This is a genomic window from Echinicola rosea (genome assembly GCF_005281475.1).
Classification (GTDB): domain Bacteria; phylum Bacteroidota; class Bacteroidia; order Cytophagales; family Cyclobacteriaceae; genus Echinicola; species Echinicola rosea.
In genome coordinates, this window is the sequence record NZ_CP040106.1 from 2035958 (window position 1) to 2061244 (window position 25287).

Annotated in this window: 29 protein-coding genes; 18 read left to right on the forward strand and 11 right to left on the reverse strand. The window is 44.3% G+C overall.

The genetic code is table 11. From position 1 onward, the window contains the following. Positions 1-12: 12 nt before the first annotated feature. Genes FDP09_RS08275 through FDP09_RS08285 form a run of 3 tightly spaced genes read left to right on the forward strand, consistent with a single transcriptional unit; the run spans position 13 to position 3340 of the window. The gene (locus FDP09_RS08275; protein ID WP_137402216.1) at positions 13-1551 is read left to right on the forward strand and encodes a RagB/SusD family nutrient uptake outer membrane protein; all 1539 of its coding nucleotides are present in this window, start codon (positions 13-15) and stop codon (positions 1549-1551) included. A 24-nt stretch (positions 1552-1575) separates the two neighbouring features. Then, entirely contained in the window at positions 1576-2220 is a 645-nt protein-coding gene (locus tag FDP09_RS08280) for a fasciclin domain-containing protein (RefSeq protein ID WP_137402217.1), read from the forward strand. A gap of 13 nt (positions 2221-2233) precedes the next feature. Further along, the gene (locus tag FDP09_RS08285) at positions 2234-3340 is read left to right on the forward strand and encodes a DUF5007 domain-containing protein (protein WP_137402218.1); all 1107 of its coding nucleotides are present in this window, start codon (positions 2234-2236) and stop codon (positions 3338-3340) included. A gap of 91 nt (positions 3341-3431) precedes the next feature. On the opposite strand, the gene xerD is transcribed toward FDP09_RS08285, so the two are convergent. Beyond that, positions 3432-4337 (reverse strand): site-specific tyrosine recombinase XerD, encoded by a 906-nt coding sequence (gene xerD / locus FDP09_RS08290; RefSeq protein ID WP_137402219.1) that lies wholly within the window; start codon positions 4335-4337, stop codon positions 3432-3434. Between the two features lie 117 nt (positions 4338-4454). Between xerD and aroQ the strand changes: the two genes are divergently transcribed. The 5 genes from aroQ to FDP09_RS08315 all read left to right on the forward strand — a co-directional run bounded on the left by aroQ (position 4455) and on the right by FDP09_RS08315 (position 7887). Continuing rightward, complete coding sequence (gene aroQ, locus FDP09_RS08295; RefSeq protein WP_137402220.1) at positions 4455-4874, forward strand: type II 3-dehydroquinate dehydratase; 420 nt, start codon at positions 4455-4457, stop codon at positions 4872-4874. Positions 4875-4886: 12 nt separating this feature from the next. Beyond that, entirely contained in the window at positions 4887-5942 is a 1056-nt protein-coding gene (locus FDP09_RS08300; RefSeq protein WP_137402221.1) for an aminotransferase class V-fold PLP-dependent enzyme, read from the forward strand. Positions 5943-5999: 57 nt separating this feature from the next. Beyond that, positions 6000-6578, forward strand: a complete 579-nt coding sequence (locus tag FDP09_RS08305) for a MarC family protein (protein WP_137402222.1) — start codon at positions 6000-6002, stop codon at positions 6576-6578. 76 nt (positions 6579-6654) lie between these two features. Next, positions 6655-7110, forward strand: a complete 456-nt coding sequence (rnhA, locus tag FDP09_RS08310) for a ribonuclease HI (protein WP_137402223.1) — start codon at positions 6655-6657, stop codon at positions 7108-7110. Positions 7111-7170: 60 nt separating this feature from the next. Further along, a complete protein-coding gene (locus FDP09_RS08315) occupies positions 7171-7887 on the forward strand; it encodes a tRNA1(Val) (adenine(37)-N6)-methyltransferase (RefSeq protein WP_137402224.1) in 717 nt (238 codons plus the stop codon). Here FDP09_RS08315 and FDP09_RS08320 read toward each other — a convergent pair. Further along, on the reverse strand, positions 7873-9219 hold the full coding sequence (locus tag FDP09_RS08320) for a saccharopine dehydrogenase C-terminal domain-containing protein (protein WP_137402225.1): 1347 nt from the start codon (positions 9217-9219) through the stop codon (positions 7873-7875). The genes FDP09_RS08315 and FDP09_RS08320 overlap by 15 nt on opposite strands. Before the next feature lie 233 nt (positions 9220-9452). Between FDP09_RS08320 and FDP09_RS08325 the strand changes: the two genes are divergently transcribed. Together FDP09_RS08325 and FDP09_RS08330 are read left to right on the forward strand one after the other, a co-directional pair. Beyond that, a complete protein-coding gene (locus tag FDP09_RS08325; RefSeq protein ID WP_137402226.1) occupies positions 9453-9935 on the forward strand; it encodes a cytidine deaminase in 483 nt (160 codons plus the stop codon). Positions 9936-9941: 6 nt separating this feature from the next. Next, a complete protein-coding gene (locus tag FDP09_RS08330) occupies positions 9942-10592 on the forward strand; it encodes an alpha/beta hydrolase (protein WP_137402227.1) in 651 nt (216 codons plus the stop codon). A 166-nt stretch (positions 10593-10758) separates the two neighbouring features. Here the strand turns inward: FDP09_RS08330 and FDP09_RS08335 are convergent, their stop codons facing one another. From FDP09_RS08335 to ubiE, 5 genes are all read right to left on the reverse strand, one after another. Continuing rightward, the gene (locus FDP09_RS08335; protein ID WP_137402228.1) at positions 10759-11535 is read right to left on the reverse strand and encodes a ThuA domain-containing protein; all 777 of its coding nucleotides are present in this window, start codon (positions 11533-11535) and stop codon (positions 10759-10761) included. A gap of 34 nt (positions 11536-11569) precedes the next feature. Beyond that, a complete protein-coding gene (locus tag FDP09_RS08340; RefSeq protein WP_373289293.1) occupies positions 11570-12232 on the reverse strand; it encodes a M15 family metallopeptidase in 663 nt (220 codons plus the stop codon). A 110-nt stretch (positions 12233-12342) separates the two neighbouring features. After that, a complete protein-coding gene (locus FDP09_RS08345; protein WP_137402229.1) occupies positions 12343-13101 on the reverse strand; it encodes an SDR family NAD(P)-dependent oxidoreductase in 759 nt (252 codons plus the stop codon). 117 nt (positions 13102-13218) lie between these two features. Continuing rightward, on the reverse strand, positions 13219-14013 hold the full coding sequence (gene porT / locus FDP09_RS08350) for a type IX secretion/gliding motility protein PorT/SprT (protein WP_137402230.1): 795 nt from the start codon (positions 14011-14013) through the stop codon (positions 13219-13221). Continuing rightward, positions 13962-14684 (reverse strand): bifunctional demethylmenaquinone methyltransferase/2-methoxy-6-polyprenyl-1,4-benzoquinol methylase UbiE, encoded by a 723-nt coding sequence (gene ubiE / locus FDP09_RS08355; RefSeq protein ID WP_137402231.1) that lies wholly within the window; start codon positions 14682-14684, stop codon positions 13962-13964. The genes porT and ubiE overlap by 52 nt, the downstream gene beginning before the upstream one ends. A 126-nt stretch (positions 14685-14810) precedes the next feature. On the opposite strand from ubiE, the gene yihA reads away from it, so the two are divergent. From yihA to FDP09_RS08370, 3 genes are all read left to right on the forward strand, one after another. Next, on the forward strand, positions 14811-15416 hold the full coding sequence (gene yihA, locus FDP09_RS08360; RefSeq protein ID WP_137402232.1) for a ribosome biogenesis GTP-binding protein YihA/YsxC: 606 nt from the start codon (positions 14811-14813) through the stop codon (positions 15414-15416). A gap of 60 nt (positions 15417-15476) precedes the next feature. Further along, positions 15477-15914, forward strand: coding sequence for a DUF5606 family protein (locus FDP09_RS08365; protein ID WP_137402233.1), 438 nt, complete (start codon positions 15477-15479; stop codon positions 15912-15914). Positions 15915-15987: 73 nt separating this feature from the next. Continuing rightward, positions 15988-16290 carry a hypothetical protein gene (locus FDP09_RS08370; RefSeq protein WP_137402234.1) on the forward strand — a complete coding sequence of 101 codons (303 nt, stop codon included), beginning with the start codon at positions 15988-15990 and terminating at the stop codon, positions 16288-16290. Between the two features lies 1 nt (position 16291). On the opposite strand, the gene fbp is transcribed toward FDP09_RS08370, so the two are convergent. Next, entirely contained in the window at positions 16292-17323 is a 1032-nt protein-coding gene (gene fbp, locus FDP09_RS08375) for a class 1 fructose-bisphosphatase (RefSeq protein WP_137402235.1), read from the reverse strand. A gap of 58 nt (positions 17324-17381) precedes the next feature. On the opposite strand from fbp, the gene FDP09_RS08380 reads away from it, so the two are divergent. Continuing rightward, positions 17382-18665: an aspartate kinase gene (locus tag FDP09_RS08380; protein ID WP_137402236.1), complete on the forward strand. Its 1284-nt coding sequence runs from the start codon at positions 17382-17384 to the stop codon at positions 18663-18665. A gap of 36 nt (positions 18666-18701) precedes the next feature. Here FDP09_RS08380 and FDP09_RS08385 read toward each other — a convergent pair whose 3' ends face one another. From FDP09_RS08385 to FDP09_RS08395, 3 genes are read right to left on the reverse strand one after another with little or no spacing between them, the layout of a single operon-like run. Beyond that, the gene (locus FDP09_RS08385; protein WP_137402237.1) at positions 18702-19574 is read right to left on the reverse strand and encodes a fructosamine kinase family protein; all 873 of its coding nucleotides are present in this window, start codon (positions 19572-19574) and stop codon (positions 18702-18704) included. Next, positions 19567-20052, reverse strand: a complete 486-nt coding sequence (locus FDP09_RS08390) for a low molecular weight protein-tyrosine-phosphatase (protein WP_137402238.1) — start codon at positions 20050-20052, stop codon at positions 19567-19569. Before FDP09_RS08390 ends, FDP09_RS08385 begins: the two co-directional genes overlap by 8 nt. A 2-nt stretch (positions 20053-20054) precedes the next feature. After that, positions 20055-21053, reverse strand: a complete 999-nt coding sequence (locus tag FDP09_RS08395) for a DUF6588 family protein (RefSeq protein WP_137402239.1) — start codon at positions 21051-21053, stop codon at positions 20055-20057. Between the two features lie 150 nt (positions 21054-21203). On the opposite strand from FDP09_RS08395, the gene FDP09_RS08400 reads away from it, so the two are divergent. From FDP09_RS08400 to rsgA, 4 genes are all read left to right on the forward strand, one after another. Further along, positions 21204-21617: a Fur family transcriptional regulator gene (locus FDP09_RS08400; RefSeq protein ID WP_137402240.1), complete on the forward strand. Its 414-nt coding sequence runs from the start codon at positions 21204-21206 to the stop codon at positions 21615-21617. A gap of 52 nt (positions 21618-21669) precedes the next feature. Further along, positions 21670-22299, forward strand: a complete 630-nt coding sequence (locus tag FDP09_RS08405; protein WP_137402241.1) for a peroxiredoxin — start codon at positions 21670-21672, stop codon at positions 22297-22299. A 700-nt stretch (positions 22300-22999) separates the two neighbouring features. Beyond that, complete coding sequence (locus FDP09_RS08410; RefSeq protein ID WP_229683527.1) at positions 23000-24349, forward strand: 3-deoxy-D-manno-octulosonic acid transferase; 1350 nt, start codon at positions 23000-23002, stop codon at positions 24347-24349. After that, positions 24328-25257, forward strand: a complete 930-nt coding sequence (gene rsgA, locus FDP09_RS08415) for a ribosome small subunit-dependent GTPase A (RefSeq protein WP_137402242.1) — start codon at positions 24328-24330, stop codon at positions 25255-25257. The genes FDP09_RS08410 and rsgA overlap by 22 nt, the downstream gene beginning before the upstream one ends. Positions 25258-25287: the final 30 nt, after the last annotated feature.

The following is a 25287-nucleotide window of genomic DNA, read 5'->3' on the forward strand; positions in this document are numbered from 1 at the left end:
AAACTGAATACCATGAAAAAATTCCTAAAAATATATTTAACTATTCTGACGGCCTTCACTCTTGGTTTTTCCAGTTGTTCGGGCATTTTGGATCAGGAGCCCATTACCATCACACATCCAGATGTGTACTGGAGTTCGCAGAGTGAAGCAGAACAAGCTTTGGCGGGGTCTTATGCCTTGCTTAAAAATGCATTATTGACACAATCAAGTTTCTTGATATGGGGTGAATTCCCTGCCATGACCCTTATGGACAGTCAGTTCTGGATAATGGACTATATCGAAAACAGTGGAAACTATAGCCTTCCTTATCGAGGAGAGACGGCTGAGTGGAAGTTGTTTTATAGGGCCGCCAACTGGGCCTTTACGATAGAAAAATATGTAAATGAGATGCCTGAAGAGCTATTTACTACCCGTCAGGAAAAGGACAGGATATTGGGAGAAGCAGCTTTTGTAAGGGCATTGTCTTACTTTTATTTGGCGCGAATATGGGGCGATGTCCCGATTGTCCATGAATCGATAGAGACCTCTGATCAGCTGATTACGGAGGATGGTTTTATCGTAGAAATAGGCCGATCAGACGAGAAGGAAGTGCTGCAGTACATCTTGGAAGCCACAGATAAAGCCATTAGCCTATTGCAATATTCAAACCCAAGCAATCAGCGGTGGGCTATTTTTGCCAATAAAGCTAGTGCTGAGGCCTTGAAAGCCCACGTATCACTTTGGTATGCCAGTAGGGATGGCGAAAATCCCGAAATGATCCAGCAGAGCATCGATGCGGCTACTTCGGTCATCAATAATAGTAACGCTAGCTTGATCGATTATGTAGCCGAAGGCAATGAAGGGTTTGAAAACATGGTAAGGGGTCAATCCAAAACCGGTCTTTTTGAGCTCAATGTCAGCACAGATGTCGATGAGTCGTACCGAGTGACCAATGGCAATAGCACAGCCCCTGGATTAACCCTTAACCAACCCATCCTTGGAGGGAACAATGGGACTGCGCCGGTGGGCAACCCTGACTTCTATGGATTTGAGTTTATGGCACAGGCAGAAAGGGATACGGACGTGAGAAAGGACCTTTTCTTCTTTGATTTTGAGGATGTGGGGCCAAGTACCTTTCCAATGAAGTACGCATTGAGTTCTGATGATCCAGATTCTGAAGATGTCTATGCTGTATTTTCGGAATCAAATATCTTGATTTTTAGATTGGCCGACATTTACCTGTTGAGAGCAGAGGCTTATACCAGACAAGGTAATTATGCGGGTGCCCTCTCAGACCTGGACTTGGTACGCAGTAAGGCGGGCGTTCCTGCGTATGAAGGGCCTTCGGACCGTCCAAGTCTCATTAAGGCCATTTTTGATGAAAGGGCCATTGAGCTAGTTGCCGAAGGGCATGTTGCATTTGATCGGATACGGATGGACTACTTCGAAGGAGTGTCTTGGATGGGCAGTGACAGGAAAGCCAAAAAGGGGTATTTCTGGCCAGTAGCTCCAAGTATCATTATCAAAAACCCTTCCATCGTACAGACTGAGTACTGGCAAGGACGTTTATAATCGAATCTAAAAATTGGACAAATCATGAAACGATACATATATATTCTAGCATGCACATTTGGCATGATGTCATGCATTCAGGATGACTACTTAGTGGATGGAGGAGTAAGCAGCCAAGAAATAGGAACTGATACCTATACTTTCTTACAATCTCATCCGCAATTGGACACCTTGGCGCTGCTGATTGAGCGCGCTGGGCTTATAGATGATGTTAACGGTGAAAATACCCTCTTTGCTCCCAACAATCTTTCTATTAAAAGGTATGTCGATGAGGTCCTCTCCGAAATGAGAGAAGTGGATCCAGAAGCTGAATATACCGTAAATGACATCCCCGTAGATACATTGGAAAAGTACATGGGGGGATACATCTTTCCGGGAAAGATCACCAGGGATGATATGACATTGGAGGGGGATATCCTAACGGCCATCAATGGGGAGCAAAGAAGGATATCCTTGGAGCCAAGGGATGAGGAACCCTACGAGGACAAACTAAGCAGTTTCCCAGAGTACGTCTTCTACACCTATAAAAAAGGAGAAGACTGGGATGAATGGGACAGGATCGTAGATGATAGGCTAGTCCGTGTCAGGAGTTCAAACCTGCTGTCCACCAATGGGGTGATTCACGCTTTGCAGGGCAATCATATCTTATTTGACTACGAAGGAAATTAAAAAGACCTAAACCATGAAAAAGACCATATATCAAATCATAGCGTTATCATTTTTGGGGATTGTTTCCTGTACTCCCCCAGAAATCGGATACCTAAGTGATAGCATTCACTCCGCCCAAGACACCATTTCAGTTCCCAGAGGAGCATTTACAGTCGGCGCTCGACCAATGATCGAGAACTCAACCGCTCCGATGCATTGGGAGATCGTAGGATTTAATGATATGGATGGAAATCCCAACAATGCACTACTGGAGAAACACGAGATTAGAGTTTGGAAAGAGGCATATAACGGCGACACGGATACCACCTTGGCTCTTGCCGAGCAGAAACTGGAGCTTTCTGAAGAGCCCTCTGTATTGCTGAATGAGGTGAGCGGCGAATTTGCATTTACCCAGTCCACCAAGTTTGTAGAGGGAGACATGTTTAAAGTGGATGTAGCGGTATCCAATGTGAAAGGAGAAAAACTTCTTCAGGACTTTACTATTATCAAACTGGAGCCTTTTCAAGCTGTAGAGTTCCCTACTGAAATGAGGTCTCGTTTGTTATTGGATTCGGATAATGGCAATACAATCGCTCATACAGGGGTCATTACTGGACCAGAAGATGACAATATCCCCAGCGTGCTGGATGGAACGAATCCCTATTTCTCTATTCAGAAAGTCAGTGATGAACCTGCCAATTCTGTTCAAGTAAATATGATCATTCAGGACAGTTATGGGAATGCAGTAGATGCGGATGAAATCACCTTTTACCCAAGTGGGTCAGGATATCTTCAAAATTACCATGACAACTCCGTGGAAACTGTTGAAGGAGACCAAATGACATCTTTCTTCCTCCCGGCACCTCCTTTTCCTCAATATGGCAGGGACTATAGTGGAAGTAGTACATATTTAATGTATTACCTTTCCAAAGGAAGTGCTTTTATCGTGGACAAGGAGGCTTATCAAGCAGATAAAGGTCCTAAGACTGATGCAGAATGGGAGGAATTCTGGGCTCCATTTAAGGATCCTGATACCGGAGAGATTAGAAACCATGCTTACATTCGTTGGGGTATTAAAATCAATGATACAGGGACTTGGGATTTGAGAATGAAAATTCCTTATACCAAGCGCAAGGAATAAGCATCCTGCGAAATATTATCCGAGAATTACCAAGCCAATCCAATATTTAAGGATTGGCTTTTTTTGGACTCAACTTATCAGGGCGAAGTCTTCACTTCCGTGGGTGGAAATCGGTCAATACCTGCCGTAAATATTCCCTGTCCAGGTGCGTGTAGATTTCCGTGGTAGTGATGCTTTCGTGGCCCAGCATCTCTTGGACAGCCCTAAGGTCCGCTCCTCCCTCGATCAGGTGCGTTGCAAAACTATGCCTGAAAGTGTGCGGGCTTACCTTCTTCTTGATGCCGACTTCTTCTACCAGTTTTTTGATAAATATAAAGACCATAACACGGGTCAGTTTTTTTCCTCTCCTGTTCAGGAATACGTACTCTTCATGGCCTGGCGCTATCTTTTGGTGATTGCGGACTTGCTCTAGGTATATGTTTAGGTAGTGCAGCGCATCTTTCCCCACGGGTACTAGCCTCTCCTTGTTTCCCTTGCCAATAACCCTTAGGAAACCAATGTCGGCATAAACCATTCCCAGTTTGAGTTCTACCAGTTCGGATACCCGCAGCCCGCTGCTGTACAGGACTTCTAGCATGGCCCTGTTCCGATGGCCTTCTGGCTCTCCGAGCTTTATCCCTTCGAGTAACTGGACAATTTCATCATAGCTAAGTGTGTCCGGTAGCTTTCTTCCCAATTTGGGAGCTTCCAGCAAGATGGCAGGATCTTCCTCTAATCGATCTTCATAAACCATAAACCTGAAAAAAGCCTTGACACCTGAGATGATCCTGGCTTGGGTATATTCTGAAATGCCTAGTGCAGCCAGCTCATTTACAAAAGCCCTGAGATGGGGCAGTTGTGTGGTCATAGGAGTGATGTCAGGAAAGGTGCCGGACATAAAAGCAGAGAGCTTTTCCATATCACTTCGGTAAGCAGAGATGGAGTTTTTGCTTAGAGAGCGTTCTATTTTCAGGTAATGCTCAAATTGCTTGATATAATTCTCCCACATATTCGACATGCGCACTTTTTTATGTCCAAAGATAAAATTAAAGCCCCGCATTTTTGTTCAAATCCTCCTTTCAATGCTTAACTTTGAGCAAAATTTTGGACAGTACACTATAAACCATTAAAAATTTTGGAAATACTGATCATTAACGGGCCTAATCTCAATCTTTTGGGAAAAAGAGAACCGGAAATTTATGGCAGCCAATCTTTCGAAGACTACTTCGAGCAGTTGAAATCAGCATTCCCGGAGATTTCTTTGTCTTATTACCAAAGCAATATCGAAGGGGAGCTTGTCGATAAAATTCACGAAGTGGGATTTAAATATGATGCCATATTGCTAAATGCCGGAGCTTATACGCATACTTCAGTCGCGATCTCTGATGCCATCGCCGGGGTGACCACGCCAGTAATGGAAATCCACATCTCCAATATCTATAAAAGAGAAGAATTCAGGCATAAAAGCATCATTTCCAAAGAATGCGTCGGAATGATCTCCGGCCTAGGACTGAAAGGCTACGAGTTGGGCATTCGGTATTTTCATGAAAATTAACTCCTACCAAAAATGATTACATTCGCTCCAGGACCATCTAAGGTCTATGACCAATTAGCGCAATACCTTCAGGATGCTTTTGACCAAGGCATCATGAGCGCCAATCACAGAAGCGCTACCTTCATGAACCTCTATCAGGAAACAGAAACACTGATCAAGGAAAAACTCCATGTCCCTGAAGATTATAAATTGCTCTTTACCTCCAGTGCTACTGAGAATTGGGAAATCATCGCCCAGTCCATCGTACAAAGTGCCAGTTTTCATATCTATTCAGGGTCATTTGGGAAAAAGTGGTTGAACTTTGCCCAGCACTTGAATGCGGAAACAGCCTCCCTAAAGTTGGATGTTGAAACGGAGTTGGATATAGCGTCATTGGAGATCGATGAGAAATTTGACCTGATCGCGATCACCCAAAATGAAACCTCCAATGCGACAGAGGTACGCAATGAGCTGATCCGGCAAGTAGGTGACAAATTCCCAGACAAGATGATCGCCGTGGACACTACCTCGTCTATGGCCGGGATAGCGATTGATTTTACGGCAGCGGATATTTGGTATGCTTCTGTGCAGAAGTGCTTTGGGCTTCCTGCCGGGCTGGGCCTGCTTATCCTGTCTCCCAAGGCCATCGAAAAATGCAAAAACAAAGGTGAATCAGGGCGGTACAATAGCCTGAGCTTCATGCTCGAAAATGCAGCCAATTATCAAACACACTACACGCCAAATGTGCTGGGCGTTTACCTGCTTAAGCGCAGCTTGGAAGATCGCCCTGAGATACAGGAAACCGATCAAATGCTTCGTGATCGTATGCGACAGCTAGAAAATACAATTGCTCAGTCTGATAAACTGATGATGCTGGTACAAAATGCCAACACCAGAAGTAAAACTGTCATGGGCATTTCTGGTAAAGAAGAATTTATCCAAGAAATCAAAAAAGCCGCGGAACAGCATGGTATGCAAATGGGCAGTGGCTATGGCCCTTTAAAGCCTACTAGCTTCCGTATCGCCAATTTCCCTGCCATTACTGATGAGGAATTTCAAAAATTATTGAGATTCTTAAAGGAATATTAATCCATAAATTGAAATTATTCAAAATTTAAATTCTAATTTCGCGCCAAAATTTAGATAATGTTTGATTTCAAAGAGGTTGTTTCGGTTACGCTGATCTTATTTTCGGTAATTGATATCTTGGGTTCTATTCCCATCATTATCAATTTGCGCCGGAAAGCAGGGCATATCCAGTCGGAGAAAGCGACCATCGTGGCGGGGATTTTAATGGTTTTATTCCTGCTCTTAGGGAAAAATATCTTGAATCTGTTTGGGATAGGTGTGGATGATTTTGCGATTGCAGGTGCCTTGATCATTTTCGCCTTAGGGGCAGAGATGATTTTGGGGGTGGAGATTTTCAAACCTGATCCGGAAGCAGATGCTTCCAGCACGTCGATTGTGCCCATAGCCTTTCCGCTCATTGCCGGAGCAGGGACGATGACGACAATTTTGACGCTGAAGGCTGAATTTTCCCAGATCAATATCGCCGTAGGCATTTTGATCAATTTGCTGGTCGTTTACATGGTGCTGAAAAGTACTACGTGGCTGGAGAGAAAGCTGGGAAAAACAGGTTTGGACGTCCTCAGAAGGATTTTCGGGATAATTCTTTTGTCGATTGCGATCAAGATTTTCAAAACCAATTTATTTGATAACTTATAGGCAATTCCTTCTGAAACAATGAACGACAATTTAAATGTCAGCTAGAAATGGCTGACATTTTTTTTTACTTTTGGGCATGATTTTGATTTATACAGATGGCGCAGCCAAAGGAAATCCCGGAAATGGCGGATACGGGACGATCTTAAAATACCGTAAGCATGAAAAAGAGCTGTCAGAAGGCTTTCGACTGACCACAAATAACCGGATGGAGCTATTGGCTGTCATCAAGGGGCTGGAGGCAATCAAGGTAGATGGGATTCCCGTAAAGATCTACTCAGACAGTAAATATGTAGTAGATGCCGTAACCAAAGGCTGGATTTGGAGCTGGCAGAAGAAAGGTTTCAAGGACAAGAAAAACGTGGACCTTTGGAAGCGCTACATTCCCCTTCATAATAAATATAAACCCCAGTTTCAATGGGTCAAAGGACACGCCGGTCATCCTGAAAATGAACGCTGCGACCAGCTAGCTGTCGATGCAGCGGAATCTTCCAAGTTATCAGTGGATGAGGCCTACGAGAGAGAGGCGAAATGAAGCATTATCTGGGTTTTCCAACCTGCTCGCAAAAGTCAAACGTTACGGAATATACGTGTCATGGCAAACACCTACTTTCAGTTTAAACAATTTACGGTTCACCAAGAAAATTGTGCCATGAAGGTAAGCACAGATGCAGTCATTCTGGGTGCACTCGCCCGGCATTCCAGTCCTGGTGCTATTTTGGATATAGGGAGCGGCACGGGTGTGATCTCCCTGATGCTTGCCCAACGGTATCCTAATACGTTCATTGATGCCGTTGAGATAGATGAAGCAGCTGCCAAACAAGCTGTCGGAAATAGCCAAGCCAGTCCTTGGCGTGACCGTGTTCAGATACACCATGTGCGCTTTCAGGAGTTTGTAAAAAATATGGCTGGCGCATACTCACTTATTGTCAGCAACCCGCCTTATTTTCCCATGCATAACAAGTCGGCTGATGCGAAGCGAAACCTCGCACTCCATAATGATGAGTTGTCCTTTGGAGATTTGATCAAAGGGGTCGTTAAGCTGCTGGATAAAGAAGGAGTCTTTTGGGTGATCTTACCGGCCCAGCAAATGCTTGAATTGGACAAGGTTGCTCGTTTTTTTGGGCTCTATACCCACGAGTGGTACGCGCTAAGGGACCGACCATCTACCAAAGTTCTCCGGCACATCAAGGCCTATTCCTTTGCTGAGGCTCCCATGCCGGAAATCAGTACCATCTGTATTAAAAAAGAGGATTTTTCTTACGGGGATAGCTATCGGTGTTTGCTGAAGGATTTTCTACTGGTTTTTTGAGAGAACCACTTCTTCTTCGAAATGAATGCCATTGCTTGCCAATAATTTCAGCACGGGCACGTAGATCTCATTTCTAATGGGCAGGTGTAGTCCTTTTAGCTGAATTTCTCCTTCCAAAAACAAATCTACCGCTGCTGCCAAAGGCAAACCAACGGTTTTGGCCATGGCGGTATATTCAAGGTTTTCTCCTTTGATGACCATGCTGGAGGTGATGTTTCTTTTTTCGCCGGCAGGCGTATCTGCTTCAAGCTGGTGCTGCATGACCACCATGTCCTTATCGTAAGGAGAAAGCTTCCATTTGTCTTCCAAGATGATTTGGAGAATTTCCGCTGGACTTCCTTTGAGTAGTGGAAGTGGGGTGTCATCAAACAACCCCAGCCAAGCAAGCTTTTCCATGATCACAGCGTCCACCCAAGGCAAAAGCCGCTTGATTTTTTCTTCTACGCGATGGGCAGGGTCGTAAGGTAAAAAGGAATTGGTAAACATGCGCATGGTGAAATCTCGGGGCAAATCCACCTCGAATGAATTGTCCGTCAAGCCTAGCTGCACCAGCACGTCCCAGCTTTTGCAAAAACCTGCCCTTCGAAGGGTGCCGCGTATAATGGTGGGGATGTCTTCCAGTCCATATACCTTTCTATAGTTCAAGGAATCCCTGTTGGCATATCCATCAAATTCACCCACCGTTTTGAACGTAACCAGATCAGTCCGCCTGAAAAGCATGTGGTAGGGGATGAATTTGTAACGGCCATTTCTGATAAACCTAGAGGTGCTCTGTCCTGCCAAGACAACATTTCTGGGGTTCCAGGTAAACTTGTACCTCCAAGGATTGTCTGACTCGCTTTCAGGCGAGAGCAGCCCGCCGCAATAGGACTTAAATAGGACGATGTTATTCCCTGCTGTCGTTTCGGCATCAATCAGCTTCATGGCTGACATGTGGTCAATTCCAGGATCCAAGCCACATTCGTTTAAAAAAAACAGTCCTTTTCGGTCGATTTCTGTTGCCAATGTTCTCATTTCAGGGGATTCGTATGAGGCAGAGAAAAAATGCTTCCCTTCTTTTACACTCGCCTTGGCCACCAAAGGATGCAAAAAAGCAGGAACCATGGACACCACTATGTCTGCTTGCTGGACTAGCTTACCAAGTTTTTCGCTGTCATGAATGTCTATGCCCGTAGCTGTTCCGGCTGGGTGCCCTTCTAGCTTCTTTTCGGCCTCATATACATCCATGTCGGCAAGGATGAGTTTCCGGTTTTTGGCTTGAGCATCCTTCAACAAGAAATCCACCAGGACTTTGGAGGACTTGCCAGCTCCGATGATCAATATTTTCTTCATCACGATTTTACTACTTTGGGGTATATGAAGATGAGCATTTAATCTTTGACCTTAAAATATTTTAGTGGAAATTAGCTGCGGGTATCGTTGTATGGGGATTAAACCCGCATAGGCATCAGCCTAACTAATCCGCCCTTTGGCGATAAATAAATACCTTTGAAGGACTAGGTGCATTTGGCTTTCATGAAAAGCTGTTAAATTGCTTATCAGCTTTCATGTTAATGATCCATGTAATGGGAAAGAAAATAGAAGAAAAGGTCGTATTGCATTTGCTGGAAAAAAGTGAGCTTACCGAAAAGGAAGGGGAGCTTTTGGAAAAGGCAAAGGGGGCGGTGAAAAACGCCTATGCCCCGTATTCCAATTTTAATGTAGGCGCAGCATTGTTGTTGGAAAACGGGCAGATCCTTGTGGCCAATAACCAAGAAAATGCGTCATTTCCTGTGGGAGTTTGTGCAGAGAGGACACTTTTGAGCTATGCCAATGCCAATTTCCCCAATATAACGCCCTTGAAAATCATGATTGTAGCCAAGCGAAGCCAGGAATCGAACTATGCTACGGTCACCCCTTGTGGGCTGTGTCGCCAAACCATCAGTGAATATGAGCTTAAATTTGGCTGTGCCATAGAAATCCTAATGCTCACACCGGAGGGAAATGTCCTCAAGGCTGAAAATATCAGCCAGTTGCTCCCGTTCAAGTTCAATGATCTCAATAGCTAAATCACCATGTACCAACACGTGTCTTACGAATCCATTGGCGCTTATGCTACTTCCCAATTGCCCTTGGGAGATGAGAAGAATCTTTGGGTAATTCTGCATGGATACGGTCAATTGGCTCCTTACTTTATCAGGAAATTTAAAAGTCAATTTCATGAAAAGCGTCTTTTTATTGCCCCAGAAGCACAAAATCACGGTTATTTAAAAGGTTTTGCTGGTCGTGTAGGGGCAAATTGGATGACCAGACACGAGAGGGAAAAAGCCATTGCAAACAATCACCGTTTTTTAAATCAAGTATTGGCCAAGAATTTAGAACAGTTTGCCGACTTTCCAGCGGTTCATATTTTGGGTTTCTCGCAGGGCTGTGCTACTGCCACCCGGTGGGCAGCACAACTTTCATCTCCTATTAAGAGCTTGGTTCTTTGGGGAGGTGGGTTTGCGCATGACCTGGATTTCAGCATGGTTTCTTCAAAGTTGTCAAAAACACGGATTTGGTCAGTAGAGGGTGATAGCGATGCGTTTTTGACTGATGAGCGAAAGCAGGAACAAGCGAAAATCCTTTCTAAAATGAGCATCAAAAAAGAAACGATCCTATACAGTGGCGGTCATGATATTTATGAGGAGCCACTGGATAAGATCGTTCGTCAGGCAGAAGTCTAGTGTCAAACCTAAACCTACATGTAATCCGGGGTGCGTCTTTTGGTATATCTTTACGTTACAAAAAGACTTCCTTAGCTACGGATAGGCACTTTTTTTGCGTCTTGATGCCGTCCCATGTCCACTGGGGGCCTTACCCGTCATTGAAGCGTTGACTTGACACTAGGAGTTACTGGATGGGATATCCTTTGGCGGCCCACCAGATGCCTCCATAGACGTGATCTAAGAAGTCATCATCTTCATAGGCTGCTTCCACATGGCCCAGCGCGGTGTAAAATACCCGACCACTGTCGTATTCATGGTACCAGGACATCGGGTGTACGTCACCCATTGCCATTGATTTTCCATCCCTGGAACCTGGGTCATAAGATGTCTCGTCCAACTGGATAAGTATGTGGACATCTTCATTGAAGTTCTTGAAAGCATACCATTCGTCTGTCCAAAGCCACTTTTCGTTCAGGTGGTAGGTGGCGGGATGGTTGCTGTCCACTACGTTTAGCCTGGCGGTTTGCTGAGCAGGATGGTGCATGAACTGACCGCCGATCAATTTAGTGTACCAGTCCCAATTATATTCCGTGTCCGTAGCACTATGGATGCCTACCACTCCCTTTCCGCTTTGCACAAACCGCTTGAATGCGGCTTTTTGATCGTCATTAAGAATGTCCCCTGTGGTACTGGCCATGATGATGACATCATAATCCTTTAAAGCATCATCATTGAAAATAGTAGCGTCTTCTGTAGCGTACACACTGAACACACGGGTTTTGGCCATGTCTTTTAGGGCCTTTACGGCGTTGGGGATGGATTGGTGTCTAAACCCTTGGGTTTTGCTGAAAATAAGGGCCTTGAATTGACCACGCTGGGCAAAGGATTGACCAGAAAATAAAAGGGTGGTGATTAGTAAAAAGGAGCCAATGAGCATCGACTTCCGGTTAATGAGCTTCATAGGATGGTTTTTTTTGGTTTAAAGTTATCGTTTGTTATTCTACAATTTCGTAGCGTTCTTTAGCTTCTCGAAGGCTAAAGGCATTAAAATGCCACCATTCTGATCCGATTTCGGTAAATCCTGCCTTATTCATCGCCGCTCGGAGTATTTTCCTGTTCTTTACCTGCTGGGAAGTGATCTTCCCTGCTGCGAGCATTTGTGCTTCACGATCGGGATAGGCAGGGTAGCCAAAATAGTCATAGTGCGTGCCCATGTCCAAAGGCTTGCCCGTGGCACGGTCTGCCAATGTCAGGTCCACTGCCACACCATAGTTATGAAGACTGCCTCGTTGTGGATTGGCGACGTACAAGGGTTTCAGGCTGTCTGGTTTGTCGAGATCGTCCCATAGGATTTGTTGTACAGCCCTAGGACGGACACCGTCATAGATAAGAAATGTTAGATAAGGGTTTTCTTCCTGCAAATGTTCCAATGCCTCTTCGAGCATTTTGACCACTGCTGGCTGCAAGTAACAATTGACCAACTCTCCGTACACGTCCTTTCCGAAAAAATTATCTGTCGTGCTGTATTTTAGGGTCACGTACACATCCGGAAGGTGAGATTTTACATTTTCAAGCCCTGCTTCTATGAGGCCTCTTTCCAGCTGGCCAATGGAATCTCGCAGGGGAATCGCTCTTTCATTGTCTGAAGTAGCAACCATGAGCGTGGAATCTTCTTCTGTCGTATCCACCATAGCCTGGGATTGGTCGTCTTTTTTTCCATTGCATCCGACACATACGGATAGCGCTAAAATAATCAGATAAACCCGCATCATTTCTGGTCTTTATAAACGGTGTTGCTATTGGCCTGTTTGCCAGCTAAAATGGTGATGTCCGTCATGACCACATGTGCTGGCCTCGTGACCGCAAAGTGAACGATGTCGGCAATGTCCTCGGGTTTTAAAGGATCAAAGCCCTCATAGACTTGCTTGGCTCTTTCTTCATCACCTTTAAACCTGACCAGTGAAAATTCTGTTTCTACCAATCCTGGGTGAATGCCTGTTACGCGTATATTGTGCTTGGTCAGGTCCAGTCGCATTCCCTTGGTGATGGCATCCACGGCGTGTTTGGAAGCACAATAAACGTTGCCATTGGGATAAACCTCTTTAGCCGCAATGGAACCGATATTGACAATATGTCCAGCCTCCTTTTCGATCATGATGGGCATGATTTTTTTAGAAACATACAGCAATCCTTTGACATTAATGTCCATCATTGCGTCCCAATCTGCAGTGTCTCCCTCGTTGATCGGGGCCAGGCCATGGGCATTTCCAGCATTATTGATCAATACATCAATATTGGCCCATCGATTGGGAAGACTGTCAATGGCAGCATCTACCGCAGCTTTGTCCCGCACATCAAAAACCAAATAGGTGTAATCGACTTGTGGTGAAAGTTCATTCTTGAGTTCCTTGAGACGCTCCTCTCTTCTGCCGGTGGCGATAATATCATAGCCAGACTTGGCCAAAGCAATGGCACACTCCTTACCGATACCCGAGGTCGCTCCTGTAATCAGCGCAATTTTGTTCATGTGCTTAATTTAGCGCAAATAGGCATCTTATAAAAAGAAACTTATAAGAATGGTGGGAAATACAGCTGAAAGAATGCCCAGAGGAGGACATGTCGATTTTTGGGTATTTAAATTTGCCTATTGGAAATTCAAGTAAATGGTGATGGACTTTCGACGCAGTTCATCAATGGCTCCTGCGAAACTTTGGTCTGAAGTTTCTGCTTTATAGATATTGCTCAGGCCATGTGAAAACCTGATTTCTGGCGAAAATTTAAAAAACTTAAAGTAAAAGTCGAATCCCATGCCGAGTTCAAGGGCCACATCTTTGCTATTGAGCACCAGCTGGTCTGCATCGGCTTCATCTTGGGATTTGGTACGGAACATTGGGTTGGCGCCAGCCATGAAAAACATGCGGGTATTGTCAAATCGCATGGACTTGTACTTGATGAGCAAGGGCATCTCGACCATAGTCATTTCGGTGATCACGGTTTCTGTGTATGGTTCACCATTTCCGGGTATTATGATGTCTCCTGAAAAATCCGCTTCCTCGGCAAAGTAGGAGACATCTGTGCGGAATTCATAAAAGCCGACCTTTGGTGTGCCCGTGAAGGTTAACTGATCATGTAAGCGCATTTTTAGTAAAAAGCCCAAGGAAAAACCAGGGGAAAATACCGGCTGAATACTTTGGATGTTGGCAAAATCAGGATTTTCGGGATCCATAAAGGCGTCACTGTACTTCAGCCTCAGGCTGGAGGTGTGCGCTGCCAGGAAGAAGCCATAGCTGAGAAACTGGTCATCCTGCCCCGATTTATTGATTGGCCTATAATTGTCTTGGGCAAAACCGTACAGCGTGATGCCAGCAAGAAGAAAAAAAGTAAGGGTTATTTTTCTCCAATATAAATCGAACTTATGCCAAATGTTAATGGTCTGCATTTTGTGTTTTTAAAGCCGACTTTATCCAGTACTGCAAGGAATTTATCCCCATCGGGAAATGCTTGTACAGATTCTGGTAAATAGGTATAAGCGGACTGATCCTTGGAGACAAGTTTTCCTATCTGGGGTAAAATATACTTGAAATAAAAGTTGTATCCTTGTTTAAGCGGAAACTTTTTCGGTTTGGAAAACTCCACGATGACCGTTTTGCCACCTGGCTTCAGCACTCGGTACATGTCCGCCAGTCCCTTTTCTAGGTTTTCGAAGTTCCTTACCCCAAATGAAACGATGACAGCATCAAATTTATTTTCTTCAAAAAGCAACTTTTCGGAATCCCCCATCTGCATTTCGATCAGGTGATCCAGCTTTTTGTTTTTGATCTTCTTTTTGCCTTCCGCGAGCATCCCTTCGGAGATGTCCACGCCGATCACTTTTTCCGGATTGAGTGCCAAGGCTTCAATGGCAAAATCCCCCGTGCCCGTCGCAATATCCAGGATAACCTTCGGTTGGTCCTTCTGGAGCATCTTGATGGCCTTTTTTCGCCAAGTAATGTCAATTCCCAAGCTCAAGAGGTGGTTCAGCAAATCATAACGCTTGCTGATATTGTTAAACATATTGGCCACTTGGGCTTTTTTACCTTCTTGCTGATCTTTGTAGGGAACTACTGACATGGGATTAAAATACTGTTTGAGAGCGCAATATTACTAAGTAAACACGAGCAATGGAAAAATGTTTACCATTAATTGGTTGTCAGGTTTTAACAGGAAAGGCTTACCTTTGTACAAAATCAATTAGAGATGATAAAAAAGGCGACATTTTTAACCAGTAATTCGGATTTCAGAAAATGCCCAGAGCCCACCAAGCCGGAGTTTGCCTTTATTGGCAGATCCAATGTAGGGAAGAGCTCTCTGATCAATATGTTGGCCAATAATAAAAACTTGGCAAAAACTTCCGGTAAGCCGGGAAAAACACAGCTGATCAATCATTTTGATGCTGAAGGGAAATGGTGGATCGTGGATTTGCCGGGGTATGGTTTTGCACAAGTGAGTAAGAGCCTGAAATCAGATTGGGAGAAAATGATCAAAGGGTACCTGACCAGCCGAGAGAATCTCCAAGCTACCTTTGTGCTCATCGACAGCCGTCTGGAACCCCAAAAGAGGGACCTTGATTTTATTCTTTGGTGCGCGCAAAATGAGGTGCCCATTGTGTTGGTGTTTACCAAAGCAGATAAACTGTCTGTCAGTAAGGTGAAAGGAAATGTCAATAAGTTTTTGGCTGCATCGCAGACGATATTTGAGGAAGTGCCATTGTATTTTGTGACCTCCTCGACTACTGCTGTAGGGAGGGAGGAACTGGTCACATTTATGGCGGAATTGTCAGAGGAATTTGATTCTGAAAATTAATTTGACTTGGGCTTTTGAGTCGAAAGCCTATATTTGCAAGCTGATTTTAAAACAAGAAATATGGAGTTTAAAGAAATAGCTACCGTGGCTGGAAAGCCTGGACTTTATAAAGTGCTCAAACCTAGCAGAAGTGGTGTGATCTTGGAATCAATGGATGCCAAGAAAGCCAAGTTGGTAGTGGGGGCAAACCACAGGGTCTCGATTCTGAGCGAGATTTCTATCTATACCATGACCGAAGAAGGTTCCAGTCCACTTCAGGAGGTATTGATTACTGTCGAGAAAGAATTTGAAGGTGATACTGGTCTGGCAAAAGGAGCGGATAACGATGAATATATTGCTTTTATGAAGCATATTCTTCCGGAATTTGACGAGCAGAGGGTTTACCCATCCGACATCAAAAAGCTGATCTCTTGGTATAGAATTATCCGTGAGCAGGCTCCTGAGGTCTTGCAGGAGGGAGCAGCGGATCAGGGAGACGGCGAAGAAAAAGAAGATTGATCTCTTGATGACAAAAAAAAGAAATAGCTACTTTTATGGATCACATAGGTGTTCCTAAAAAGTAGCTTTTTTTATGAATACTTCAGCATATATATCAGAAAGCATCGCCCTGCTCCAAAAGGATTTTGACCTTAGTGTTCCTGATGGAGAGGTCAGTCGAGAGCAGCTTGTCAGGTTACTTACCCCAATAGTAGGGAATTTGCTCAACAGGGATTTGGAGCGTTTGCTACAGATCTGTTACCGCATCGATTTAGGGGAAGAGCGTCTGAAGCGATTGCTTCATGAAGCAAACCCCGAAACCATGGCTGAAGAGCTCAGCGAAGCATTGGTGGACAGACAGCTCCAAAAGATCGAAATCCGCAGAAAGTACCATTGAGTTACTGGCTGATCTCCGATTCTTTTAGGAATTCCTGAGACTCTTCGACCATTACCTTAGAACCAATATAAAGTGGTGTCCTTTGGTGCAGTGAAGTGGGAATGATGTCCAATATCCTGTTCTTGCCATCCGTGGCGACAGCACCTGCCTGTTCTGCAATAAAGGCTAAGGAATTTGCCTCATACAGTAAACGCAGTTTTCCCTGAGGAGCTTTAATGGTGCTAGGATAGATATAAATCCCTCCTTTTAGTAAGTTACGGTGAAAATCCGCCACCAAGCTCCCAATATACCTTGCACTGTAATTTCTTTCTTTACAGACTTCAATGTAATTGTTTAACCCCTCATTCACTTGGGATTTTAATCCTTCATTGATGCTGTAGATGTTACCGTCTTCCGGAGCTGTCATATCAGGATGGCTGAGGAAAAACTCGCCTAATGATTGCTCATAGGTAAATCCATTCACACCCTTGCCCGTAGTATATACCAACATGGTAGATGAGCCATACAGTACATAGCCGGCAGCTACTTGCTTGGTGCCCGGCTGCATAATGTCTTCGGGCTGGATAGGACTTCCTACTGGCGTAACGCGTCGGTAAATGGAGAAAATCGTCCCAATAGAGATGTTGACATCGATATTGGAAGAGCCGTCTAGCGGATCCATGGCCACGACGTATTTGCCGCTACTGTTTTGCAGATCGATCACCTCATCATCTTCTTCCGATACAATAGCGCAGACTTCTCCGCCTTTGGTCAGAGCGCGGCAAAAGCGAATGTTTGCCACGACGTCCAGTTTTTGCTGCTCTTCTCCCTGCACGTTGGTGTTTCCGAAAGCCCCGCTGATGTTTGAGAGTCCGGCGCGGTTGATTTCGCGGTTGACGATTTTGGATGCCAATGCAATGTCCCTGAGGATTTGTGACAGTTCTCCGGATGCAAACGGAAAATCGTCCTGTTTACTCTTGATAAATCGGTCAAGGGTGACGCCTACTGAATAGCCTAATGCAGAGTTATTAGGCTCATATGGTTTTGTCTTCATATCTTTGAAAAAGTAAATTTTGAAATATAACCCAGTGTAAATTACTACTTATATTTTTATGACAAAAGCAATTATATACAAATTTGGAGGGGCTTCCGTAAAAGATGCCGCAGCGATCAAAAACCTCTCAGGTATTCTATTCAATCGATTGCGGAGCCCAATGGTTATTGTCGTTTCGGCAATCGGCAAAACCACAAATGCACTGGAAGAAATTTTAAGACTGAAATATGAGAAGGAAGATTTTTATTCGAATTTTACCATTTTGAGAAAAAACCATTTAGCAATATGTGAGGAGCTTTTTGAAGACGAAGACCTGGTGTTTGGTATGGTCGAGAATGTTTTTCTACAACTGGCGAGGGCATTGGAAGGAGAATTGACCAAGGACAATTACGATCAATTTTATGATCAAGTGGTAGGGTTTGGAGAGCTTCTTTCCTCAAAGATCATCCATGCTTACCTTTGTCTTTGCCAGCAATATTGTATTTGGCAGGATGCCAGGGATTTTATCCGCACAGACGGCAATTTCCGAGCTGCCAAGGTAGATTGGGACCAAACCGCCAAGCTGTGTCATCAGAAATTGGTACCGGTGCTCAAACAGCTGCCAGTGGTCACCCAGGGATTTGTAGGGAGTACCCAGGAAGGAAGATCGACCACATTAGGTAGGGAAGGGTCTGATTTTACAGCGGCTATTTTTGCGAAGAGTTTAGGGGCCGAGGCGGTGACCATCTGGAAGGATGTTCCTGGTGTGCTAAATGCCGACCCCAAGCGCTTTGAAGATACGGTGAAATTTGATCAGCTTGATTATAAGGAAGCGGCAGAAATGACTTTTTACGGAGCATCAGTGATCCATCCAAGGACCATAAAGCCATTAGCAAATGCCAAAATCCCATTGTATGTGAAATCATTTGTAGAACCCGATGGGAAGGGCACTGTTATTGGCGATTTTGGCGGCAGTAAAGTTTCTTTTCCTACCATAGTGGTGAAGGACCGACAGGTGCTGGTGACTTTCCAGGTGACCGATTTTACCTTTATCAATGAGTCACACATGCATCAGGTGTACGCTGAATTGGATAGGCTTAAGCTACGGGCCAATTTGATCCAGTCTTCAGCGATTACGATTTCTATCTGCACCGATAGGGAAGTGTTTAAGCTTGAGCAGCTCTTGGCCGAAATGAAGTCGGTCTTTCACGTCAGGTACAATGAAAATCTTCAGCTGGTCACTGTCAAAAATTATGATGAGCAAACCAAGAAAAGATTTTTGGATCATCGTGAAATACTGTTGGAGCAGACCACACGAAGTGCCTTCCAAATGGTCTGTAGGATGAAGAAGGGTGCTGGCTGACGAATGGGATCAGCGGGTATGAAACGGCAAACAGGTTTAGATAAGTTTTTTGACGACCTTTTTGATGCCTGGCAGGTAGCTTTGGCCGAAGAGGTTGAGGTGAACCAGCAGTGGGTAGAGGTTGTGGATATCCACCCTGGATTCGAAATCAGGTTCGAGAGGGAATATCTCATGATAGGCTTCATAGAATTCACTTCTAAAGCCTCCAAATAGCTTTGAGAAAGCCAAGTCCATTTCCCTATGGCCGTAATAGACCGCCGGATCGATCAAGCAGGGATCGCCTTTGGAATTGACAATAACATTTCCTGACCATAAGTCACCGTGGAGCAAGGCAGGCTTTTCGCTGGGGATCAGCCCATTTAGTTTGGGGTAGATCTTCTGGAATTTCTTATAAAAATCCTTGCTGATCAGCCCATCATAATAGGCTTTTCCAGCCATAGGCTCGAGTCTTTCTTCAGCAAAAAAGTCCGCCCAATTATCGTTTAGCGTGTTTATTTGGGGGAGCACTGCGATAAAATTATCCTCCTCCAGCCCAAAACGAGGAGAGGTGGCCATGTGCAGTTCTGCGAGTCCATGGCCTAAATTGTCCCAGTAGTTGCCGTTTGGATAGCCTCCATGGATCCATTCGATGAGCATGTAGTTTTGGGAAGCGACATGGCCAGCGCCGATGGTTTTGGGGATTTGTAGTGGAGCGTGTTTGTGCAGGAGGGTAAGGCCTTTTATTTCCTGCTGGAACATATCCGATGAGGGAAGGTGGTTGGATTTTAAAAAAAGTGCGCCCTTGTCGGTGTCCAAGAGTACACTTTGGTTCATGGTTCCGGCAGAGATCAGCCGGACAGATTTTAGTTTGGTAGGTTCCGGTATGGCATCGAGCAAGACTTCTTCATAGAAAGAATTTGACTTATGCATACACCTGATGTTCTTTTTTCAATTTTACAATGAATTCTTGAATGGATTCGTGGAGGATTTGATAGACATTTTCGAATCCATCTTCTCCGCCATAATATGGGTCAGGGACTTCATCAGCGTTTGCTTGTGGCTGAAAATCCCTCATTAGATAAATACGGTCATGGCTGAGGTTGTAGCTGTCCATCAGTTGGACGATATTTTTTTTGTTTGACCTATCCATGGCAATAATGTAGTCAAAATCCCTGATGTCCGCATGGTTCAGTTGCCTCCCCCGATGGGAAATGGCAATGCCATGTTTTTTTGCACTGGCCTGACTGCGTTCATCCGGCAATTCGCCGATATGGTAATCAGAAGTGCCACAGCTATCACTTTGAAACTTGTGTTGAAGCCCCATTTCATTGATTTGATGGTTAAAAATCGCTTCTGCAAGCGGTGATCTACAGATATTGCCTAAGCAAACAAATAAAACTTTAATCATGTTTATCTAATTGAAACTCCTAATCCTATATTCACGGTGTTAAACTCTTGGAAAGTATAGTCTCCATTGAGGAAGATCGGGCCAAACTTGAGTCTGGCTCCTAATGTTCCCATGGCGCCTTTAGCTTCATAATTTAATTTTACGGGATCAGTGAACGACTCAGAAGTGCCATTGATCTCATACGTTCCGAGCATGTTGTAATCGGATGATCCCGAATTATACCCGATCGCTCCATAGACTGTCAGGATAGCGATTTTCTTACTGACCAATCCTTGGACAGTCCATGTTTCTACGTTCATAGAGGCCACTTGGCCTTGGACTTCGTCGATATGGTACCTGGCATCCAGAGAATTGTAGGCGACCAACACCGAGAAATCTACGGGGATAATGTTTATTCCTTCAAAATACTGTTTGAGGTCGTGCTTCACGCCAATTCCCCACTGGGAAACCTCCGTATCTTCAATCGTAGTCTTTGGGATAAATCTCCCGATGACTTCAAATCCCGCAGGCAATCCCACCGCTCCTTGGATGAGTGGAGCAGGGACATATTTTACGGGAATGTCGATCCCTGGTGGGATATCAGCAGTTGCCAATGTCATTTCAGTTTCTTTGTCAAAAATCTCAAGTGTTCCACCTGTATTGGGATCACCATATAGTGTAGGAAGCTGCACAGGGCTACCATTTGCGCCTACTACGCGGATTTTTTCAAATTCAGCAGGGTTAAAGGTGAATGTTTCATACCGGGAAGGGACAGCAGCACCACTGACCGCAAACTTCAAGTCAAATCCCAGTACCCCGTGGGGTTTGGCCGTTTGAGACCAGCCGGATCCCATGCTGTATATAAAGCCTTTTGCCGCAGGTTCTACATAGTATCCCATGTAGGTGTTCAGGTCATTTAATCCTGCCTTTAAGATTTCTTCCACATTGACGTTGCCTTGTGCCAAGGCAGATGATCCGTTGAAAATCAATCCTGCTAAACAAAAATATAATAATTTTTTCATCAGGTCAGTTGGTTTTAGAGATTAAAGGTAATGAAATTTAGAGTAAACTCTCCAAGGTAGAAACGACGGAAAGAAATAATTTTTGCATTTTCCCATAACTTTCTTAGTTTTGCGGAACTATTACTAGATAATAATCATTCTCAACAAGGAATGGATACGGAAGCGATAAAAGAAAAAATAGGACAAGGTGGACTGAAATTCACCCATCAGCGAATGGTGATCTATGAGGCGGTATCGAAGACCCATAATCATCCGACGGCTGAATGGGTGTATGAGCAAGTCCATAAACAGAATCCATCCATTTCGTTGGGGACCGTATATAAGACCTTGGATACCTTTGTGAATGCCAATATCATTCAAAAGTTTATAGACAATAACGGTGTGATGCGTTTTGATGCCATTTTGGAGGCGCACAGCCACCTGTATGACAAGGAAACCAATGAAATCCGGGATTACCGCAACGAAGAACTGGAGAAATTGATCAAGGAATTCTTTGACAAAAACGAAATCCGGGACTTTGAAGTGGAGGATATCTCGGTGGTCATCAAGGGCCACAACAAGTAACGATCGAAATCAAATTTTCTAAACATAACTAATCAATTTAAACGTAAAAAGTATGTCATTAGTAGGAAAAAAAGCCCCATTATTTAGCGCACCAGCAGTAATCAATGGTGAAGAAATCGTCGAAAACTTCTCTTTGGAGCAGTATGTCGGTAAGCAAGAAGTGATCTTCTATTTCTATCCAAAAGATTTCACTTTTGTGTGTCCTACTGAGATCCTGGCTTTCCAAGAGAAATTGGCCGAATTCGAAAAAAGAGGCGTAGCCGTAGTAGGTGCTTCTTGCGACACAGAAGAAACCCACCTTGCATGGTTGGCCACTCCTAAGGCTAACGGTGGTATCGAAGGGGTTACTTATCCTTTGGTAGCTGATCCAGCTAAAACCATCGCCCATAACTTCGGCGTGTTGGCCGGTGAGTGGAACTATAACGAAGAAGGTGAATTGATCTATGAAGGTGCTCCAGTGGCATTCAGAGGATCATTCCTAATCGATAAAGAAGGCGTGGTAAGACACGAAACCATCAATGACCTTCCGCTTGGAAGAAACATCGACGAGATGATCAGATTGGTAGATGCCCTTCATCACGTAGAAAAGCACGGTGAGGTATGCCCTGCCAACTGGGAAGAGGGTAAGGAAGCCATGAAAGCGACCAAAGAAGGTGTATCTGAATACCTTGCGAAAAACTAATCATTGCTGAATGCAGCAACTATTTTAAAGCCCTGGAGAAATTCAGGGCTTTTTTTAGTTTTTTAGCCACAAAGACACTGCAGTATCAAGGGGGGATCAATGCCGTTTAGTTAGTATGTACCTGGAAATATTGGTTCTATTGTTTTTCTGCTAAATTCTAAGATGGTTTTCATCTCTTTACCTTTGTCACTTTTTGCTTCAGGTCAAAAAAGTAACCAAAAAACCCCGCCGCTACGCCACGGCGCACAGGTGTGCAGCTATTTGCCTAAAATTAAAACCTTCCCTCATGCAGGCAAACTCCTCCTTTTCTAGCAGCCAACATTCTTTTTGGCTAGTATTTCGTCAAACAAGCCTGCCTTCTTGCCCACCCGCTTTTTAATTTCTTAACGCCCAATACCTGCAAGGCGGATCCATTTTGTACATGTTTAAAAAGGCCATGGATTAAAATAATAACGCTCTCAATGGACGATCCGTATTGGAAAATCTTCTTAACTAAACGGCATTGAAGCGGGGCTTATCTTACTTTTTCAAGCGTCAGGATTAGCTTTTCATAGGAATATGCAAAGTGTATTACCAATTGAAAAATTCAAATTACGTGGTTCTGCAGCACAGCTGTCGGGGCAACAGTTTCACAAGCACCTTGGTGTCTTTTAGCGTTTTTGTGACTTTTTATTGAAAAGTGCAATCATAAATTCTCCTAATGAGCAATTTGGTGGATTACAGGCTTGATCAGAAAACTGCTGTCCGTATAAGGTCGTTTACCTGCTTCTTGCTATTTTTGGGTATGAAGGTACTGTATGATTTTTCGGTTTGGGCTTTTTCAGGCGTACTGAAGATGGCCAGTGGAGGGGATTCTAAATTGGCCAGGCTGGTAAAGGGCAGGAAGCCTGTTTTTGATCAGGTGACAGCTTTCAGGAAGAATTTTTCTGGCGAAGTAGCGTGGTTTCACGTGGCCTCGTTGGGCGAATACGAACAAGCGAAGCCTGTCATTGCCAAGTTAAAGCAAGCGTGTCCGGCGATGGCGGTCTTGGTGACTTTTTTCAGTCCCAGTGGTTATGAAAATGTCATAAAAAAAAACCAGCCAAATGTGGATGGGGTGACTTACCTGCCTTTTGATACAGAAGGGAATGCCAAGCAGTTTTTGACCTTGGTGAAGCCTTCTGTAGTGTTTTTTGTGAAGTATGACCTATGGGCCAATTTTATCTTTGAAGCCAAGAAAAGGAATGTACCGTTGTTCTTGTTTTCAGCATCACTACGAAAAGAACAGGTTTATTTTCAGTTTTATGGAGGGTTTTTCAGAAAGGTCTTGAAGTGCTTTGACCATATTTACACCCAAAATGTCCAAACGCAGCAACTGTTGAAGAAAATTGGGATTCCCCAGGCTACCGTGACAGGAGATACCCGTTATGACAATGTCCAGTCCATTAGCCAATCACCAAAAGTGTTTCCTGAAATCGAAGCACTTTTCAAGGATAAGAAAGTGATGGTAGTAGGAAGTGCCTGGCAAGAAGACATGGATGTGCTCTTGCCTTTCATAAATAGCCATGCCGATTATCATTATATCATTGCGCCACATGATATTGATGTGGGGCAAATAGCCGGCTGGCAAAAGCAAATCAAACACCAATCAATCAGGTATTCTGAATTGGCCGATAATCCCTCGAAAGACATCAACGTGCTCTTTATCGATAACATTGGCATGCTGTCTTCTCTATACCAGTATGCCAGGGCTGCCTATGTGGGCGGAGCATTTGGTAAAGGCCTGCATAATATTTTGGAACCCTTGGCTTTTCATATCCCGGTCCTTTTTGGCAAGCTCAGGAAGGTGAGTAAATTTCCTGAAGCGGGGATTAGCCAGCAATACGGCTGTGGCTTTGAGGTGGAGAATGCCGAAGCATTTGAAAAAATAGTCTTAGCTTTGGACGAAAAGGAAACCTACACAAAAGCTGTGGCTGCGGCCGAACAACTGGTCAGGGACAACCTGGGCAGCGCGGATAAAATCATCAAAGGGGTATTAAATAACGTCCAATGGAACAAAAAGGAAGGGTAATAAAATCCACAGGCAGTTGGTATGAAGTAGAAACAGATGCCGGTCTGGTGAAAGCCCGTTTGAGGGGCAAGTTTAAGCAGGACGATCTGAAGCTTACCAATCCCATTGCGGTGGGTGATTTTGTGCTGTTGGCCAAAGAGGAAAACCAGGAGAGTGCAGTGATTTCAAGCATATTGCCTCGGGAAAACTACATCATCCGTAAATCCACCAGGAAGCATAACTTTTCGCATATCCTGGCCTCCAATATTGATCAGGCATTTTTGGTGGTGACGCTGAGGCAGCCGCGGACTTCATTGGGATTTATCGATCGGTTTATTGTGAGTACGGAGAGTTTCAGGATTCCGACGACGATTGTGATAAACAAGATGGACCTTATTAATAAAGAGAAGGATAAGGAGTTTCTTCAGGATATCCGTGAGATTTATGAGCCATTGGGTTACCCTGTATTGGAGATATCTACCCTCAATGATGAAGGACTCAAGGGGAGGTTTATGCCCAGTTTGGAAGGCAAGTCCACCTTGCTCAGTGGACATTCTGGCGTGGGGAAGTCCTCTTTGCTCAATAAGGTCGTTCCTGAAGCTTCTCAGTCCACCAAGGAGATCTCCTCTTTCACCTCAAAAGGAGTGCATACCACTACTTTTGCAGAAATGTTTCCGCTGGCTGGAGGAGGCTACTTGATCGACACTCCCGGGATCAAGGAATTTGGAATTTTGGATATTGACGACCAAGAACTTTCGCACTATTTTGTGGAGATGAGGAAGTACCTCGGGCAGTGCAAGTACAATAATTGCAAACACATCAATGAACCTGGGTGCAAGGTTTTGGAGGTGCTGGAGGAAGGGTATATTCATCCCTATCGCTATGACAGCTATGTGAAGATTTTGAATGAAGAGGATACTTTCAGATAAAAACAAAACCCTGATTTCTACTTTGGTCAA